11 protein-coding genes are annotated in these 17,831 nt (G+C 52.4%); 5 read left to right on the forward strand and 6 right to left on the reverse strand.

The genetic code is table 11. The features are described 5' to 3' along the window. Window positions 1-103: 103 nt before the first annotated feature. Window positions 104-808 (forward strand): helix-turn-helix domain-containing protein, encoded by a 705-nt coding sequence (locus tag C438_RS04955; RefSeq protein WP_004968190.1) that lies wholly within the window; start codon window positions 104-106, stop codon window positions 806-808. An 8-nt stretch (window positions 809-816) separates the two neighbouring features. Here C438_RS04955 and C438_RS04960 read toward each other — a convergent pair whose 3' ends face one another. Both C438_RS04960 and C438_RS04965 read right to left on the reverse strand, forming a co-directional pair. Further along, window positions 817-1,308 (reverse strand): universal stress protein, encoded by a 492-nt coding sequence (locus tag C438_RS04960; protein WP_049917748.1) that lies wholly within the window; start codon window positions 1,306-1,308, stop codon window positions 817-819. Between the two features lie 88 nt (window positions 1,309-1,396). Continuing rightward, window positions 1,397-2,371, reverse strand: a complete 975-nt coding sequence (locus tag C438_RS04965; RefSeq protein ID WP_004968192.1) for an aldo/keto reductase — start codon at window positions 2,369-2,371, stop codon at window positions 1,397-1,399. A 308-nt stretch (window positions 2,372-2,679) separates the two neighbouring features. Here C438_RS04965 and C438_RS04970 point away from each other — a divergent pair, with 308 nt between their 5' ends. The 4 genes from C438_RS04970 (at window position 2,680) to C438_RS04985 (ending at window position 8,973) form a co-directional block, all read left to right on the forward strand. Continuing rightward, complete coding sequence (locus C438_RS04970) at window positions 2,680-3,879, forward strand: tyrosine-type recombinase/integrase (RefSeq protein WP_004968193.1); 1,200 nt, start codon at window positions 2,680-2,682, stop codon at window positions 3,877-3,879. Window positions 3,880-4,152: 273 nt separating this feature from the next. Then, entirely contained in the window at window positions 4,153-4,992 is an 840-nt protein-coding gene (locus C438_RS04975) for a hypothetical protein (RefSeq protein WP_049917749.1), read from the forward strand. Between the two features lie 132 nt (window positions 4,993-5,124). Next, window positions 5,125-6,531, forward strand: coding sequence for a ribonuclease H-like domain-containing protein (locus tag C438_RS18990; protein ID WP_239640648.1), 1,407 nt, complete (start codon window positions 5,125-5,127; stop codon window positions 6,529-6,531). 3 nt (window positions 6,532-6,534) lie between these two features. Further along, entirely contained in the window at window positions 6,535-8,973 is a 2,439-nt protein-coding gene (locus C438_RS04985; protein ID WP_049917751.1) for a DEAD/DEAH box helicase, read from the forward strand. 310 nt (window positions 8,974-9,283) lie between these two features. On the opposite strand, the gene C438_RS18995 is transcribed toward C438_RS04985, so the two are convergent. The 4 genes from C438_RS18995 to C438_RS19000 form a co-directional block, all read right to left on the reverse strand. Continuing rightward, window positions 9,284-11,419 carry a Piwi domain-containing protein gene (locus C438_RS18995; protein WP_239640643.1) on the reverse strand — a complete coding sequence of 712 codons (2,136 nt, stop codon included), beginning with the start codon at window positions 11,417-11,419 and terminating at the stop codon, window positions 9,284-9,286. Window positions 11,420-11,758: 339 nt separating this feature from the next. Further along, window positions 11,759-15,589 carry an Eco57I restriction-modification methylase domain-containing protein gene (locus tag C438_RS05000; RefSeq protein WP_004968198.1) on the reverse strand — a complete coding sequence of 1,277 codons (3,831 nt, stop codon included), beginning with the start codon at window positions 15,587-15,589 and terminating at the stop codon, window positions 11,759-11,761. 243 nt (window positions 15,590-15,832) lie between these two features. Then, entirely contained in the window at window positions 15,833-16,435 is a 603-nt protein-coding gene (locus C438_RS05005) for a hypothetical protein (RefSeq protein ID WP_239640644.1), read from the reverse strand. Window positions 16,436-16,495: 60 nt separating this feature from the next. Beyond that, window positions 16,496-17,494 carry a hypothetical protein gene (locus tag C438_RS19000; protein WP_004968200.1) on the reverse strand — a complete coding sequence of 333 codons (999 nt, stop codon included), beginning with the start codon at window positions 17,492-17,494 and terminating at the stop codon, window positions 16,496-16,498. Window positions 17,495-17,831: the final 337 nt, after the last annotated feature.

The raw sequence follows: 17,831 nt of genomic DNA on the forward strand, positions 1-17,831 counted from the left end.
TCCAAGCTCAAGAGATGACGATTCGGGCAAACATGGTGTCCCGTATAAACCCACTACTATCGGGCACCATAGAATTACGAAGGCCCAGTGATTCCCTACGCTCATGCTCAACGTGAAAATTCGGGTCAAATACGAGGGAGATTGGACGGCGGAGTTACGCGACAAAGACGTCTTCGGCCAATTTCTAGCGACCACGTTCAGAAACCGCCAATATCTGGGCGTCGTGACACTCGACGTCGCGTCCGAGGACTGTGACGAAGTTCTCGAGACGATACGGAACCACAGACACACAGAGTCGATGGAAGTCATCGAAATCCGCGAAACTGATTACGGAAAGCGGTCCACAGCAACCATCGTGATCAACGGGTTGTACCACGAATACACTCCACTTCAAATTCTCCTCTATGAGGGATATCTCCCCTACGGTGCCTTTGGTGAGTTGGACAACGGTGAGATGACGTACGACTTGCTCGTCGAAGACCGGGACAGTATCTCCGACGCCGTCAGTCTCCTCCGTGAGTTCGGGCCCGTCAGCGTCGACCGAATCACACAGAGCTTCAGTAGTTACGTGGTTCCAAGTGTCACCGAGTGGCAGAGCCTGCTCAGTTCACTCCCACCGCGACAGCGCGAATTACTCGATACTGCACTTGAGGAGGGATATTACGACATGCCGCGCGAAATCACGCTCAAAGAATTAGCGGACGAGGTTGGTGTCGCAAAAACTACCGCTTCGCAGCATCTTCGGAAGGCGGAACGACAGATCGTCTCGTTCGTAGTTCGGTATATGAACCTCACACAACCCAACTGAGTTGACGACTACTTTTCGATCTCGGGCAGCGATTCTCTGTTAGGAGCGTACTCTGCAGCAGCATCGGCTGGAAGGACGACGATGGGGACATCTGCATTGAACAATAGATACTGGTTACTGCTGCCGAATACCGCCTTCCCAACTGGACTCCGTTTCCGACTGTATACGTACAGACGGTCGACGTCGTGTTCCTCTGCAGTTGATAGAATCGCTTTGCCTGGTTTGTCTGATTTTACGCCCTCAATGTCCGTAGTGAAGTCCGCTTCCTGAAGCAACGCTTTCGCAGCACTAACCGCCGATTTCCGAGCTGCGAGTTCGTCGAGGGATGGATCACCATCGATTGCGAGATTGTCTATCGTCGACTGATGCTCACCCTCGTCGAATACATGAAGGAGACGAACCGACATCTCGTCCGACGATTCCATCTCGATAACCGTCTTTGCGACCGAACGTGCCCATGGAGCGAAGTTATCCACTGGGACGAGTACCTGGCTGGACATATATTGTCTACTATCCTACAACCAGTTTACTATTCACCCAAACACAGTCCACGTTTAAAATAGGAAACGTCGGCTGATATTACGAGGGTTATTCGTGACCAGCGATTGGCAGCGGTTCGTACGGTTCTTCGAGCCACTCCATATCCGAGTCAGACAGCGAAATATCCAAGGCAGCGACCGATTGTTCGAGATGTTCGATGGAATTACAACCAATAATCGGGACGTCGACGTGCTCTTTGTGCAAGATCCACGCGAGAGATATCTGGGCCATCGTCACTCCTTTCTCCGCAGCGAGTTCTTGCACACGGCGGTTGATTTCGGAGCCCCCACCCTCGCGGTACGGATAATCGTGGGCCCATGGGTCTGAGTTCCCGCGTTTCGTGTCCTCGAACTCGTCAAATGGCATTGCGAGGTTTCCACGAGCTAGTGGGCTGTAGGTCATGACACCCACGTCCTTATCTTCAGTCAGTTTGTACATCTCGCGCTCTTCTTCCCGGTAGAGCAAGTTGTAGTGGTTTTGCATGACCTCGAACCGTTCGAGGTCGAGTTCTGAACTCGTGCGAAGCGCATCTGCGAACTGGTGTGCCCACATCGACGACGTGCCGATGTATCGGGTCTTCTCACGACGGACCGCATCGTCGAACGCTTTCAGAGACACGTCGATGGGAGTGTCGTAATCCCAGCGGTGTGCCATGAAAATATCGACGGTATCCATCCCAAGTCGGTCGAGTGAGTTGTCGAGCTCCTGCTCGATGGCCTTCCGAGAGAGCCCTTGTGAGTTGGGGTCGTCTTCGTCCATCTGGTAGTAACACTTCGTCGTGACGACCATCTCGTCTCGACGTCCATCCAAGGCCTTCCCAAGGACGCGTTCACTCTCGCCTTGAGAATAGAGGTTCGCGTTATCGAAGAAGTTGATCCCAAGGTCGATTGCTCGGTCAATAATCTCGAGGCTCTCTTCTTCGTCGAGAACCCACTCTCGCCAGTCGCTTGAACCGAAACTCATGCAGCCCAGCGCGAGGCGACTCACTTCCAATCCTGTGTTGCCAAGTGTCGTGTACTCCATTGACACATGGTTGCAAAGTTCAGCCTTAGGGTAAGCGTACTGCGAACCATAGTGTTGTTTTTATTATTCCCAAAGCATCTCCTCATCAACAGAATATTCAGTCACACCTGCATAAGCCAAAGTATTAACTATGTGTGAGATTGTCGTAGACCGATGAATATCCTGCATTCAAAAACACCTCAACACGCAGCGAGAGGGTCACTTGCCGGTGAGCAGGCGTGAATCAGCGGACTGATTACCAGGGATTGGAGGGCGAAGAGACGCCTTCAGAGAACGAGCCACGAAGTCGTCGCTACAACTGGTCGCGTATGGACCTCGACGAACTTGTCGACGTCTACTGGCAAGACATTGCGCCGAAACGATATCGCGATGGGTTCGATGAGGACCGCGACGTTCCGACCTACGAGTGGCTCACCGAACACGGATACAGTGGCATCGCGTACGCGCTACGCGAGCATCACGACCTCACACCCAAGCAGTTCTTCGTCGACGTCGTCGGCCTCGAAGACGATGCATCTGAGGAGTGGGAATGGAACGTTGACCACGACGACACGGTGAACGCGCTCAACGCGTACCTCACATCGATAGAGACTCGTGGTGGACGGGCAGAGAGTACCGTTGAGACCCATCGGACGAGGTTGGCCAAGTGGGTTCGGACGTACCGGGAGCTGCACGGGACAGATGCGTTGCTCGAACCACTGTCTGAGTTAGACCAGCAACCGCGAGAGATAGAACGCTGTCTCGCCGTCCTCGACGTCTTCGACGAGGAGCTATCGACCGATCGGTCGAAGCTCGAGTACCTGCACGTCGCAAGAGCGTGGTATGCGTTCGTGAAACGCCGGAAGTACGCGAAGTACAACCCACTTTCAGAGGCCGGCGAAGAGTTCGGCTGGGAAGCCAGTGAACCAGACCCACAGGCATTGTCCGCATCGCAAGTGCGTCGAATCTACGGCGAGGTAGATTCGCCCGAGGCGGAGTTACTCGTCGTTGCACTCGCTGGGTGGGGGTTACGACCTTCAGAGGTCGCCGCGTTGCACGTCGAACAGGTGGCCTTGGATGCAGAGGACCCCCATCTGTCGTTCGGGGATGGAGAGCGCAAGAACGGCCCTGGTGAAGTGACGCTGCTGTATGGCGTGGATGTCGTCGCTGATCGGATTGATTCGCTCTCTGACCGTGAGACGTGGAATGGGTATCTGTTCCCCTCTCGGTCATCGTCGACGGGGCACGTGTCAGTTAGCACGATACGTCGTCGGTTCAAGCAGCTCGCTGACACTGCTGGCGTGGTCGTCGATGGGGGTACGCCCACGCCGAAGATGGGGCGTCGGTTCTGGTACTCGGCGTATCAGGAAGCCGTTGGTGAGGTTCTTGAGGGGCTAGAGGGTGTTGCTGAAGACCAGGGGAGTTCGTCGACGGAGGTTGTGCTACGGAACTATCTATCGAGGGAGCAAGAGCGGAAGGCTCGGCGGAGGAGGATGTATGAGAAGTTGGAAGCAGCATTCGATCGATAGAATTGTTCTCAATTAGCTGGCTGATTTAGGGGCTATCAAGTCACCGGCCAGCGAGACGTATTAGCCCCTATTTTCAGCCCTCAAGCCATTGACACAGACGGCTCTTGATGAACCAGTGGCGGACCTAATGATGCTATCGAACCTGTGATTTTTGAAAATGAATTTGATAGTTAGTACTTAAATGAAGTATCATCATGATTACTTGAATCGGCAGACAGCGGCCGATTTTGAAAAATAGGGAGCCCTATGGGGTATGCCTGAGTAAGTTGTCACATGGCTGGCGACCGAACGCACTCAACAACACCCGCCAAGATTGCACGTCAACAGTTGGCACTCTTCGAGTCGATATCGGAAGCCGACTTAGAGCGAATCATCCCGCTCAGTACCATAGAGACCCAACACTACTGCGAGCAAAAAGCGCAATTCGAACGCGCGGAAACCCCGGATGAGGAATCTCTACCAGAGCGCCTAATTCGTGCACAAGAACAGCACAACGAACTGGTCGAGACGACGGGGACGACCAGTGGTGAGTACACACTTGCAGATGCCTGGGACGACATTCAATCGGAGGATGTCTCGTTGCTCTATCCGCCGCTCGCTCATGAGCTCGTGAACATGATCTTGATAGGGCGGCCGACCTTTCTACGGTTCGTAGATGGGCGGCCGGTCCAGTTGACACTCGTTCGTGGCGTGACGAAAGGTCGATATCTTGAAGAGCTCTTCCCGAACGAGCAGTTCCTCTTATGGTGTCATGGAAACCTGTTGGACCGAATCGGATTTGATGTTTCAGGCCTCTCCATTCGCTATCTCAAATATTCACAGTCAAAGTTCAACGCCGTCGAGGTGAGCAGGGCACAACTCTTACTCGCAGGCGAAGATGGCGACGACGTCGCTATCAAGCTCAACGAGAAGTCACCAATACACCCGAATATCCGCCAACATCCGCTTGCATACGAACGAGACACAGAGAGAGGTAAGCAACTTCGAGCATACGCAGCCTTCTGGCGTGACGGGGGAAAGCCATCAGGTGCCAATCACTGGAAGCAGTGTGTCAGTTGTCGCTTCAACACCGAGTGTGACCTAGCGCTGGCCCAAGGGGAAGTACGCAGGTAACCCACTCATGAATAATTCTAACAATAAGCCTCGAATGGGATCAAATCCAGAATTGTACCGAAGAGAAACCATGTGGGACACTCGGACAGGTGTCGATTCATGATTGGGTTGACGGTCCTCCCAGAGGTGACAATGCAGCGTTGTGGAGGGAACCAGCTCCAAGACATTGTCCGCTACTTCGATTCCGATGTCATCTTCACCCCCAACCGAATCCACGAGCCATTCTTGAGCACAGAACTTGACGACTCTGTGCATGTGATGACCCAACCGCTCAACTCCGGTGAGCCAATCGAAATAGCGGGGGACAATGATATTCAGCTGGTCTGGGTCTCCACTCCCGCAGACCTTGAGACGCTCATACAGAATACGCAACAGAACCTAAGACAGGAAAGCTCCGAGGTATATCTTCTGTCGGATCAACTTGCAGTTTCTGTCAACCTCATCGATTTGGAGGCGCGTCTCGATGGTCTTGCAGCCTACCGGGACACACTCGCCGAGCGCAATGCCGTTGGTGAATTCACCCACCTCACAATCAAAGCAAACCCAGAGTATCGTGCGGAGTGGCAAGGTGTCGATGTCCAGGGCGTTATGCCTAGTGCCAATGAACAGCAGGGAATAAGCTATGCTGGAATTGCACACTTCGAACTCCAGTCTAACGGTATTGTCGGCGGAAAAACTAGAAAACTAGAGAGGTTTGGTTTGCGGGCCGTTGACCAAGTTGGTGGGACACGCATAGAAACACTCCGCGAGGCCAACATACATTCCCGTCAAGACCTTTCGATGTCATCGGTCAAGAAAATCTCGAGCCTTTCCGGCTTTGGTCAGACAACAGCTCGAACAGCTATCGAATCGGCACAGGTGATTGAACAAGGGGAGATTCGAAAGGCCTCCGGTGCGAGCCTACCAGAAGGTAAGCCGATTTTCATAGATATCGAAACCGATGGTCTCAATCCCACGATTATCTGGCTTATCGGCGTCTACCTTCCAGACCAAGACGGCCGATATATGCCGTTCATTGAGACCGATCCAGACAAACCCGATGTGGCACTAGAGGCGTTTCTGTCTTGGCTCGCAGAGTTCGGACGTGATCGGCCAATCGTGGCCTATAACGGCTGGAATTTTGACTTCCCCGTGATCAACGAACATATCGCCGACCATTGCCCCAGATATCTCGAACTCTGGGAAAGCTCGTATCGTTTCGATCTCTACGACTGGGCAGTCAAAAAGAATAACGCGACCCTCCCTGGGTTAACAAACAAATTGGAAGATGTCGCGGAGGCACTCGGTTGGGAGCCATTCGATACCGGTCTAACCGGTGCTGAAGTCGCCCGGTTGTTCCAGCGTTATGCTGCGAATCCCTGCCCAGCTACCGAGCTAGATTGGGAGCGTCACAAACGATATTGCGAAGACGACGTCCGGGCGTTAGCACACATCTATAATCAAATAAAGGCATCCACCAACCGAATGACGTCGAGCGGGGGTCGATCCCGTTCGTCAAATAAAAACTCCACGTCACAAGGAACTCTTAGTGATTTCTAAACCATGAGCCAGAATACAACTCCATCACTCGACGCAGTCCTGAACGCCAACACCCTTGAAGAGACCTTCCCCGACTACGAAGGACAACTTATAGACACAATCGCAGACCCTCCTCGAAAGGCAAACACGGTTCCAGCAACGGATGTGTTACCGGATGAGCTTGGTGACCTACTCGAAAACGATCTCTACAGCCATCAAGCCGAGGCGATTCGCGAGTTACAGTCAGGCAATAATGTAACTGTCGCTACGTCCACCTCTTCTGGTAAAACTTGGGTCTACACGCTCTATTTTTGTCTTCAGAAAATGCAGAATCCGGATGCTCGCGCCCTGTTCCTGTATCCCACGAAAGCATTGAGTGTTAATCAAGAACGGAAAGTCAATGATCTCTTCGATCAGCTTGGTATTGACGCTGTTGCTGAAACCTATGATGGTGATACGAAAGATGACCGGAAAAAACTGATCAGAGACCGAGTTGACGTTGTTATCTCAAACTTTGCAGGCATCAACCAGTATCTTGACTCACACATGAAATGGCGTGATATCTTCAAAAACTGTGAACTCATGGCCATCGACGAATGCCACACCTATACCGGAGTTCATGGGATGCACGTCGCGTGGGTCATTCGCCGGCTCCGCCGTCTTCTTGACCACTACGGCTCAGACCCACAGTTGGTCTGTTCAACTGCCACAATCGGAAACCCCAGAGAACATTCGGAGCACCTGACCGGAGCCGAATTCGAAATCATCGACGAGGACGGTAGTCCCCACGGCCGACGGGAGGTTGGCTTCTGGCAACCACCACTCCAAGAAACGGGGGATTTGGTCGAGGAGTTGGAAGAAGACGAGATTCTTCCCTCTATGCGACGGAATTCCGATGAGGAAGCCGCAGGTGCTCTAGTCCACCTAGCGAAGAACGATGTCCAAACACTGATGTTCACTGATTCGCGCCAGGGGACCGAGATTGGCGTCAAACGCGCTATCGAAGCCGCCCGAAGTCATCCTGATGGAAAATATATCGACGTGGAGCCATACCACGCTGGGCTCAGTAAGCGGAAGCGACGTGCCGTAGAGAACCAGCTAAATGCTGGCCAAGTCGACGGAGTGATATCGACCAGTGCACTAGAGCTTGGAATCGATATAGGTTCAATGGATGCGACGGTGCTCGCTGGGTATCCCGGTACCCGGCAATCCTTTTGGCAGCGAATCGGCCGTGCAGGTCGGGGAACCACCGATTCGCTATCCGTGTTTGTTCCCCAATCGGACGCCATCGACCAGTATATTTTGAACAACCCCGACTACGTGCTTGAAGAAAACGTAGAAGATGCCGTCATCGACCTTTCAAATAACCCAGTGTACGCCAAGCACATTCTCTGTGCTGCATCTGAACGGCCACTTACTGAAGCTGACACCAAGTGGTTCGGACCAAGGGATCGGCTTTCACGAGCGATCAACATGTGGCAGGCAGCCGGGCAGCTAGTCGGAGACTTGGATCGGGGCGCACAGTACAACGGAACCGCTCGACCGCAGAGCGGGATTTCGATGTATGCGACCACCGATGAACAGTACGACGTGAGACAGGTAGATGGAGAGATCGACATGGAGCCCCTTGACAAAGAACGTGTGTACCGCGAGTATCACCCCGGCGCATTGGTGCTTTATGACGGGGACCAGTACGAAGTCCAAGAAGTCGTTGAGGACCGAATCAACCCGTACGTCACCGTTGAGCGGTCAAATTCTGCGAACTATACCCAGGCAATCCACAACAAACGGATCACTGACTTGGATGTTGAGAGGTCGTATGACCTAGGTGGCGGCTATCAACTCTGTGCTGGGATGGGGACGGTGCATATCAATTACAGCGCCTACAACGTCATCGACATGTACACCGGGGAAATCGTCGAACCGATGATTCCCATTGATCTTGCACCAATTTCGCTCCGTACACAGGTCATGTGGATTGCGTTCCCTCGGGAGATTGTTAGTAGGGTATTGAATGAGATCCCGCGGAGCTCATACCTCCAACCGGAGGATAGCGGTGAATTCGCATCGATGGGTGAAGAAGAGTATACCTTGGCTGGTGGCCTCCATGGGGGAGAACATGGTATGATCAAGATGGCACCGCTGGAACTCCGATTAGACAACAGCGATATGGGTGGGTTGTCAACACTCCACCACAACGAGGTGGGCTCTCCGGTGTGGTTCATTCACGATGCGGTTGAGGGCGGCGTAGGTTTCGCTCACAGCGTCTACGAAAACTTCCAGTCGGTTGCACAGCGTACTGTCGAGCGCATTGATAACTGCGACTGCGAGCGCGACGTTGGTTGTCCTGCATGCTTGATGAGCAGCCAATGTGGGAATCAAAACGAACCGCTCCATCGGCCGGCAGCGATAAGCTTCCTTCGTGCCGCTCTAAATAAAGTTGAAGACGCAACTACCGGTTGAATCACCGACTACTGAAGATAATACCCTTGTTGAAACCCTCAATCGGTGATGGGTTGCTGGCACTGTATTAACTGGTCTGTGTTCAAAGGAAATCGTTTCATGGGCGCTACACTGAATAGACGAATGCACAGCTTAGCCCCACTATTCTGGTCATCTACGAGTTTTCGTACTCGAAAATAGTAACCGGACCTCAAGGGTCACAAAAACAGACTTGATCTTGAGCTTACTCTTTCAAATTCACCCATTAATTTCGAGACAGACGTCTCAACGAATCACCAGACGTGAAGAGGATTTCAACAAAGCCAGCCAATTAGATGTAGGCAGGACCTTTTATCACCTTTCCAGGAGAAACATATTCCTTGCGCACATATTCTGCAGCTTTGTCTGCATATTCAATTGGAATCGGAAGTCGAGGACTCTTGGCTGGGCTACCGACGTGAACTTCTGATAGCCAGTAAGCCTGCCTTGCCAGGGTCTCGATATCAGTCGGTCCCGAGTGTCGAACGAGTTTGAAAGTCTGCGGTGTCCCAACAGGGTTGTCATCTCTAATCTCAGGTTTCCCAAATCCGTGAATAACTGCCTCGTCGCGGTCGGCGTCGACAAAGGCCATACCCTTATATGCGATTTTGAAGCGGGTTCCGTTGTAGTCTGCGATTCGGGGTTGCCCTCGCTTTCGAACTCCTACGATGTCGATCTCGGCATCAAGCTCGGAGAGTCCCTCTCGTACAGCGTCAATATCTTCATGAACCTTCCCGTCGCGCATGATACACACACGGTTAATCTCTCTTTCTTGACCCTCCGCAAAGTCAACGACAAGGTCACGAACAAATTGTTCAACGTGGCGAGCAGCAAACTTTTCACCTCCCTGTTGGGTTGTCGATTCTGCTGCGAAGGTTGTTCCATCCGCAAGTACAACACTAGCGCTAGCTCCGGAATGTTGTCCACTCTCTGAGTCGCGCGTCACGTCAAGACCCATGAAAGCATCAGTTTCACCGGGTAGAGAGTCAACTTGCCAAGGAGTACCACCTGCTTTCGCAACGATTGCGCTCAAGATGTTCAGGAATTTATCATTATTTGGTGTAGCTCGTTGCTTGATAAGTTCCTGAGCGCTAGACTTCTGGAGCATCTGAGTGGGGATACCTTTCCGCATCAATGTCCGTTTTAGCTCATGATGGGGGTCATCGATACCGAAATCATCTGCAGCCCCCTTATTAGGGACGACTGCAACAACAGCATCAGTCTCACTACGGATCTCATGCGCAACTGGCGTGTAATTCGAAATATCCCCGAGACCGTAATGGTAGCCAGTCACCCCGGCGGGCGCTCCGATATTATTGAGGCCTTTTACCAGAAGAGGTGTTAGTTTCTGTAGCGTCTCTTCCCACTGAGAAGGCATTAAGAGACCGACGCGGTACCTCCCTGGGGAAGCATACACCCCGTACTCGCGGAGTCCGCCGCTCGGGGTATTGCTCTGTTGGTCGTCAGAGAAGACAAGCCGTGTGTTCTGTTCTCGGACGTTAATTCGTTTGTATGGGTGATTTGTCGGGCCGGGTTCAAATTCTAAATCGATGACTGGCAGCCTCGAAAGTGACTCGAAGAATGATTTTGAATAATCATACTTCTCATCAGGCATCATCGCACGCCGTGAGATAAACTGGGAAAAGAAGTCGTAATCCTGCCTCTGCACTTGTTCCGGTCGTGGAGATAATCGGAGGAAGTGAGGTAGTTGGTTACCAACCATATTTCCATATTTGACCTTGACAAGCCGTGGATTTTCCTCAATGAGACGTTGCCTCCAGTCTTCGTCAGCAGTTCCCTCATGAAGTTCGGCGATGGATGAACCGACATCGCGGATATAATCAGTATAGTTGAACTCACTCCAGCCTTTTAGCCATCCTTGTCCTTCCTTAGCATAGCGGTCTGTATCATGGGCGACCTTCATGTTCGGCAACTGGCTACCGGGGGAGTACAAATTGTCAAGTGTCGATTTGGACTTAATAGAGTACCCTGATTCGACATGAGCTAATACAGTACCATCACTAGCTATCTGTACCTTGACCTCGTGTTTGGGATGTGCAGCAAATCCATCGGTACCGGTGGAGAACGCAGGGTCGTTTCTGACGATATCATTGATGAATTTGTATGCATAGGTGTCATCTGGGACCGCTCGCCGGAGACAAGATTGAACAAAAGCACGGAGGTGCTCTCGGTCACGTTTCTTTTTCGGATCTAACTGGACAGTCTCCGTTTTCACCGGTGTTACTCGTTTCCCCCAGACGTTCACCGGTTTCGAGAGCCCAGTGACGGAGATTACACTCAGCGGGCCAGCTGATGCAACAGGTGTTCCGTGAGTGCGGTCTAGGTAGTACGCCGCAGATGAGGTGAATGATTGACTGTCCCAGTGGTTTTCGACACCACCATCGACACGCAGTTCGTACCGATTCACCTTGACATCGGTAAGTCGCCGGTTCCCACGACCATGCAGTACGTACGTGCCCGGGTTGATGTCAGCCTGACGTTCAGGTGTTCTAGAATTCGTTTGAGGGGACCGATTTGTCATTACAAGTTATGTGTAGGAACTGATGGTAAATCCATCGTCGGCCAATGTAACGAAATAAATAAAGCCCGCAGAACCACATATTTTTAGCCAATCCAGACACGGTACAATCACTCCTGTTATCCTCCAGCTGCAACACGCCGTGTATATTCAGATCCGACAGGTGGTCATACACACGAGTTCGATGGTTAAGCAAACTTCCGGTTGTAAGCTAACCTCTGAATTGGTTCAGGCGAGTTCGTCGTACTTCTCCAGTACCATCTCGAAGTAGGCATCGTTCATCAAACGAGGATTCTGCACCTGGTGAAAGTCCGCCAGCACGAAGGCGGTCTGCTCCCGGTCGAGACCGTAAGCGTGGAACGCGGCGGCGTCGAGTTCGGCCTGTACCTCCCGACGCTCGTCCATGTCTGTCGCCGGTTCGATGCCACCCAGTCGCTCTCGCATCTCCTCAAAGGCGTCCCCGTAGCAGTTGAGCCGGGCCGCGCGAGTCCAGATGTAGTCGAACCAGTCATCGCCTTTGGTCAATTTCGGTACTTGTGACTCCTCGAATTTGTACATGACAACAGTTGTGTCAATTTTTGTCTTCATCAAGAAGTCGAACGGTATGCTGTTGATGAGACCGAGTGCAACGAACAGTTCTCGGTCATCAAAGACTCGCTCGTAAACGTCGTGGAGAGTAGGCTTATCGAGGTCTTGGTCACTGGGGTTCAGTGTATAGGGACGAATAGTGTGGAGTTTGTTGTGACACACTATTCCCTTTGGAATAACTGAGGCAACCAAGGTTCTCTCATTTGTTGCACTCGTGATGTCACGATACACGATACGGTACTCTGTACAGTCAAGGAGTACGTCTTTTTTAGAGAGGGGTTCTCCTCTCCGTTCCTCCAAGAGGCCGTTTACGAAGCCGACCTGTGAACCAGTTCCATCAAAAGCATCATAGACGGCTCGTTTTAATTTGGGGAGGCTCTTCTCACGGACTCGGTATTTTGCGCTCTTTTCAGGCGGGTTTTCAACACTCCAAAACTCTGGGCTATCAATATCGAGATACGTTGAGTCGTGAACGAATTGATAGATATTCTTCCCCCCAAGAACAGGATAATCTCCCGCACTTTCTGACTCAACAAACCGGTCTGCATCATTCGTTCGGTCGAGTTCACGATAGGGTTTCGCACTCCAATTCCCGGTTGATTGCTCACTAATTGATGGGTGCTGAATTATGGTTTCAAGTACTTCACTCTCTGATTCTGATTTCAGTAATGGGAACACTCGCGCCTCCGGAGAGTACTGTTCCAAAACAGCACGGGGCGTCCAGAACGCGTCTTCGTTTAGACTCTGGAGAACATCAACGTCGCCTTCCCGATACAGGCTTCGAATTTCTTCCGTTTGTCCTCTATTTTCGAACGTTATGACGGTGAACTTGTACCGAGTGTCGATATTATCAAAAATTCCGTGATTCATGAAGTGTGCCATCACATCGACTCGGGTGTTATCAAGTAAGTGAGTCCGGAGGTCTTTGCCAGATGAACCTGTGAAGATGGTTCCGGGAAGGATTTGAGCGACGTACCCATCATCTCGCGCAATCTGGAAGACCCGTTCCAAGAAGAGCGCAGACAGGTCGTTTTCTGTCCCTTCTGTTCGACCAGCAATAGTCGGTCGCTGGAGTTCGTAGGTTTCAGAATTGTTGAAGTAGTCTGCCTGAATCTTGATGTTCCGTTTGTAGTCTTCCCACCCCTCGGCGATTACCGGGTCGCCGAGCAGTTCCTCTTGGCGGGCGTCCTTCGCCTCGGGAAGGTACGTTCTGAACTCTCGGTCGTATCGAGAGAAGAAATCGTCTCGGAGCGGTTTGATTCTGTCCCATGGCGGGTTCCCCACAATTACATCGAACCCACCATCGGCGTACACTTCGGCGAACTCCAGCACCCAGTTGAACGGTTGCATGGCTTCGACCGCTTCAGGCGTGATGTCGTTGATTCCGGCGGCGACGAAGTCGGCGTGAATGTCGTCTATCAGTTCCTTACGAGCCTTCTCAAGTTTCTTCAGGGCACTCTGCCGGTACTCTTCGGCGGTCTCGCTGTCAATGGCCTGCTCGTGCTTCTGGATGTCCTCGATGATGTTCCGGTAGCGGTCTCGAACGGTGTCTTCGCTGAAACTCCCGAGCGTGTATTCCCCGTTGTCGGTCGTCTCGGGGAAGCCGGTGTACCCGATGAGGCTGTTTCCAGCGCGGAGGTTGAAGGCGATGTTCGGGAGTGCGAGGGCGTCGTCGTCGGCGAGTTCGTCCACGTTCTCTTCGGTCAGTTCGGAAATGACCGAGAGCCACAGACGGAGCTTGCCGATTTCGACCGCCGGGCCGACGATATCGACGCCGTAGACGTTGTTGAGAACGGTCGTCTTCTTCAGGCGATACTCGTCGGGATACTGCTCGTTGCGGGCGTACAGCGCCTTTCGGATGTTGACGATTTCTTCGAGAACCGACGTGAGGAAGTGTCCACTCCCCATCGCAGGGTCAACCACTCGGAAGTCGTCCACCGTGGCGAGAAGGGCGCTTATCGTCCCCCAGCGTCCCGGCAGTTCGTCGATGAGTTCGTACACCGACTCGAACCCCGTGACGGAGTGTTCGGGCCAGTCGCACTCTTCGACAAGCGTGGTCTGGAAGCGGTCTAACAGCGCCGGGCGAACGGTCTCTTCAGCGCAGAAGCGGGTGATCTCGCTCGGGGTGTAGTACGCTCCGAGTTCCTTGTTGGTGTCGGCGTTGTCGCTGGTGATGTAGTTGATCGTTTTCTCGAAGACGTTACCGAGGATACTGGGGTCGAGGTCAGTGGGTGCGCCGCCTGCGGAGAAACTGTACCCTTCCAGCAGGTCGATGATGGAGTAGAGAACGGAGTTCCGAACGTCGAAGTCGTCTTCGTCGAAGTCGTCGCCGTTGATGGTTGGTCGGAAGAGACCGCCGTTGAGGTACGGGATGCCATTGAACAGGTCGATGTTCTGGACGGTCGATGGCCGGTCTTCCGGCTTGTTGTTCATCACGTCGTAGAAGAGTAGTTGCAGGAACTCGTCGTAGAAGGTGCCCCCGTAAATGCCGTTCTCATAGGTATCTTTCAGCGTCCGAAGCAGGTTCGGCTGGACGAGAGATTTGTCTTCGAGGAACTTGATGAAGATGAGCCGGTTCATCAGTTCGACCGCGAACAGGCGGGTGTCCTCTTCGGTCGCCTCCTCGGGGGGCATGACGCCGTCGCCGATGAGCGAGCGGGAAGTCGTCTCGTCGTCGCTGACGACGCCGAAGACGAACCGGATGTAGTCGTCGTAAAACTCGTCGGTAATCTCCTCTTGGGTCTGCTTGATGACCTGCCGGGCGTCCCCCGCGATGGACGTGAAGTTCTCGAACTCGAAGGTGCGGATGAGCCGGACGACTCGCTCCCGGTCGGCGTCGAAGAGGGCTTCTGTCGGTGGTTCCTGCTTGCCGGTCTGGTTCTCGAAGAGGGCGACGAAAACCGGCTGTAAATCCACTTCCTCGATAATGTTGTGGGTATAGGTGTCCGGGTCGTAGCGGACGAAGTACCACCGGAGGCCGTCGGTGGCGAAGCCGAAGTCGGATTCGAATTCCCGTTGGCTCAGCCAGTCTCGGACCTGGCCGACGCCGTGTTCCCGGCTATCGAGGTCTTTGTTGATTGGTTCGGCCTCGATGAGCAGGCGTGTGGAGTCGATGTCAGCATAGTCCCGAAGGGAAACCGTGTAGTCTGCAACCATCGTCCGCCCGCCCGAGAGTCCACCCGCTTCGGTCGAATACTCGTGACCGAGCGCGTCAAGGAGCGGATTGATGACGGCGTCTTGGGTGAAGGACTCGGGTTGGAGACCGTCGCGGGTCATGCTTCCCCGAAGCAGGTAGGAACCGGCTCCGGCCCGGAGCATCTTCCCGAGCGTCTCGTCTTTGATTTGCTTCCGGAGATTCGCAATCGTCTCGTCAAGTACGTCAATGAGGTCGGTGACTTCGTCGTCAGAAACCTTCGTCTCGAAGGCCTCTTCGACGAACTCAGTAGGTGAGGGAGATGTTGTGGATGACATGAGTTGGAGGCTGTATCCTGAGTTGTTAGTATTCAGAAATCAACCTCCAATAAACCTGTATGGTCGCAGGAGAAAAAACGTCGAAGTTGGCTTCCAAGACGAGTCTTTACTCGGGACGCAAAACCACGGAATCTTTTCAGGCCCACCGACTACCAGATCAAGAATGTTGAAAACTGGTTTCGATCAATTTCGCGACATTCAACATCGAATTTATCGGAGACAGAATGCCACAACAGCACTATTTTATTGATTGCAGGCAGCCTTCACTGTCAGAATCTCCAGCACTGCCTCAGGGCTCCTTGACAGATCTATTGCTTCGTTTATTTGTTCGGTGTTTTTGAGGATGTCTCCTTTGTCTTTAGTAATGAAAACCCCAGAGCCGCCATTCCCACTCCAGTCGGACGCATCCACCAACACTTGTCTGTCCATCCGATTCCGGACGGCCCCCTGTAGATATCGTTTTAGCATGGCGTCCGAACTTGCTTCAAGTACTGAGTCGAGTTCCTCATAGATACCCTGCCGTCGGTCCTCGACTTGCATATGATATTCCCGAAGTTGCCGAAGAAGCTCTTCTTTATTACTCTCGCTCAGTTCGTCGACGACGCGCTGGACGAAGCTCCGGTCGTGGTTAGTGATATACTCCGGATTATCGCGATCATCAACCGGATACTCTTCGAGTCTACCGTCGTCGTACAAGATGTAGTCGACAATATCTGAATATATGAACTCGCGGGAATCACATCTCTCGTCGAACTCAGACTCAACGGTCGTGCTGATTAGTTTGCTACTATCGTGTTGTTCGAACAATTGCTCAGAGTAGTAACTTCTCTCGAGCCATGCTTGCACGTAATTGAGGAGAACACAAGTGTCTAGAAATAGTTCCGTTGCAGCCATCGGTTTACCTGATTAATTTGATAGATATCGATTTGTTAGTTCGGCAATTAGTTCCATCGATTGACTATTGTCTGGCTCGGGGTACTTCACATCGCCATCTAACAATCCGGCAGCTCGACAGTCCTCAGCTAAATCCTCCAAACCCCTCGAATACCTAGGTTCAAAATTGTCGAGTTTCTGACTCCTGTCGGCGATTATTTCATCACACCGGGGGCCACGTGCAGTATTTAATGATATTACGAGTGCAGGCAGTTTCCAAGCGTTGTGGTAGTGAAATTCGTCAAGCTTTGAGATACATCTAATCTGTTCATCACCCACGTCTGCTGCGTTCATATTTGAAAGCCCAAACAAAGCCCGTTCCAGCAAGTCCGTGTAGCGTTTGTACTGAGGCATCGCCTTTCGAAGGTCCGAGTCCGCAGAGAGTTCCAAGTGTATACGCGATATTTTCCTCCCAATATCCTCGTAGCGAACGTTTACTGACGGCTGTTCCTCTTCAAAGCTACTGAGCCCAGTTTGGAGTGTCGAATCAGATGAATCTAATTCGTTGACAGTCTCGTCGAGAAGCGTGCGGACACTGTGGACGCTCAGATACAATTCCTGGTACTCATCGGGTGCTTCGGAACTGTAGAAGTCCTCAAGGAACTCATATTTGCTTTTCACTAGCCAGTGAACATACTCGTCGAAGAATTCTGCATACTCCTCCTCTCGTTCTGTTGGCGAGTACGGTATCGAATCGTCCGCAAACGATTCGTTCACGTCTGGAGTTACTGTTTGTGCAGTGGTCTGGTACGACGGTTTGAACGAGCTCGAAGAACGTGCTTTGACGCCGGCGAGGTACCAGCTGTACGTGTACGGGCAGTCAAACTCGTCTGCCGCCATATACACGAGCTTCTCAAGTTTTGTTTTCGTGACGTAGCGGGGGTCAGCAGAGATATCATCATGCCGTTGGACAGCCAAGGCTAAGCCGGTTAATATGTCATCAACCACACTCACCTCTGGGCCTTCCGGCATATTCGTTAATATATTGTTATATTTCAACGGTATGAATCTTCTGTGACGTCTCGACAGAGGGATAGGGGTTCGACCACCAGCTTCACTGATTTGTTGTCATCCCTTATTGTAAGACGAAATCGGCCCCACCCACGATCTCACTCTTCACCGCATCGACGAGATGGGCACCATGTAAGGCAGGGTACGTACTTTGCGAAACACGGAGAGATGGAGGGCGTCAGCGGACGACCGAACCGCGGACTTGCTTGGGAGGGGTGCCTCTGACGACAGCAGTTTCAAATTGGTCAAGTCACTAACAACCAGTCTATTGTCTGGAAAGTGTCTGGCGGGATTACGA

The organism is Haloferax denitrificans ATCC 35960 (genome assembly GCF_000337795.1).
GTDB lineage: Archaea > Halobacteriota > Halobacteria > Halobacteriales > Haloferacaceae > Haloferax > Haloferax denitrificans.

What these genes read in the sequence shown, in the direction of transcription:
- C438_RS19000 (WP_004968200.1), bottom strand. Translation starts at nt 17,494, where the DNA reads ATGCCGGAAGGCCCAGAGGTGAGTGTGGTTGATGACATATTAACCGGC.
- C438_RS04960 (WP_049917748.1), bottom strand. Translation starts at nt 1,308, where the DNA reads ATGTCCAGCCAGGTACTCGTCCCAGTGGATAACTTCGCTCCATGGGCA.
- C438_RS04985 (WP_049917751.1), top strand. Translation starts at nt 6,535, where the DNA reads ATGAGCCAGAATACAACTCCATCACTCGACGCAGTCCTGAACGCCAAC.
- C438_RS18990 (WP_239640648.1), top strand. Translation starts at nt 5,125, where the DNA reads ATGCAGCGTTGTGGAGGGAACCAGCTCCAAGACATTGTCCGCTACTTC.
- C438_RS04970 (WP_004968193.1), top strand. Translation starts at nt 2,680, where the DNA reads ATGGACCTCGACGAACTTGTCGACGTCTACTGGCAAGACATTGCGCCG.
- C438_RS04975 (WP_049917749.1), top strand. Translation starts at nt 4,153, where the DNA reads ATGGCTGGCGACCGAACGCACTCAACAACACCCGCCAAGATTGCACGT.
- C438_RS04955 (WP_004968190.1), top strand. Translation starts at nt 104, where the DNA reads ATGCTCAACGTGAAAATTCGGGTCAAATACGAGGGAGATTGGACGGCG.
- C438_RS04965 (WP_004968192.1), bottom strand. Translation starts at nt 2,371, where the DNA reads ATGGAGTACACGACACTTGGCAACACAGGATTGGAAGTGAGTCGCCTC.
- C438_RS05000 (WP_004968198.1), bottom strand. Translation starts at nt 15,589, where the DNA reads ATGTCATCCACAACATCTCCCTCACCTACTGAGTTCGTCGAAGAGGCC.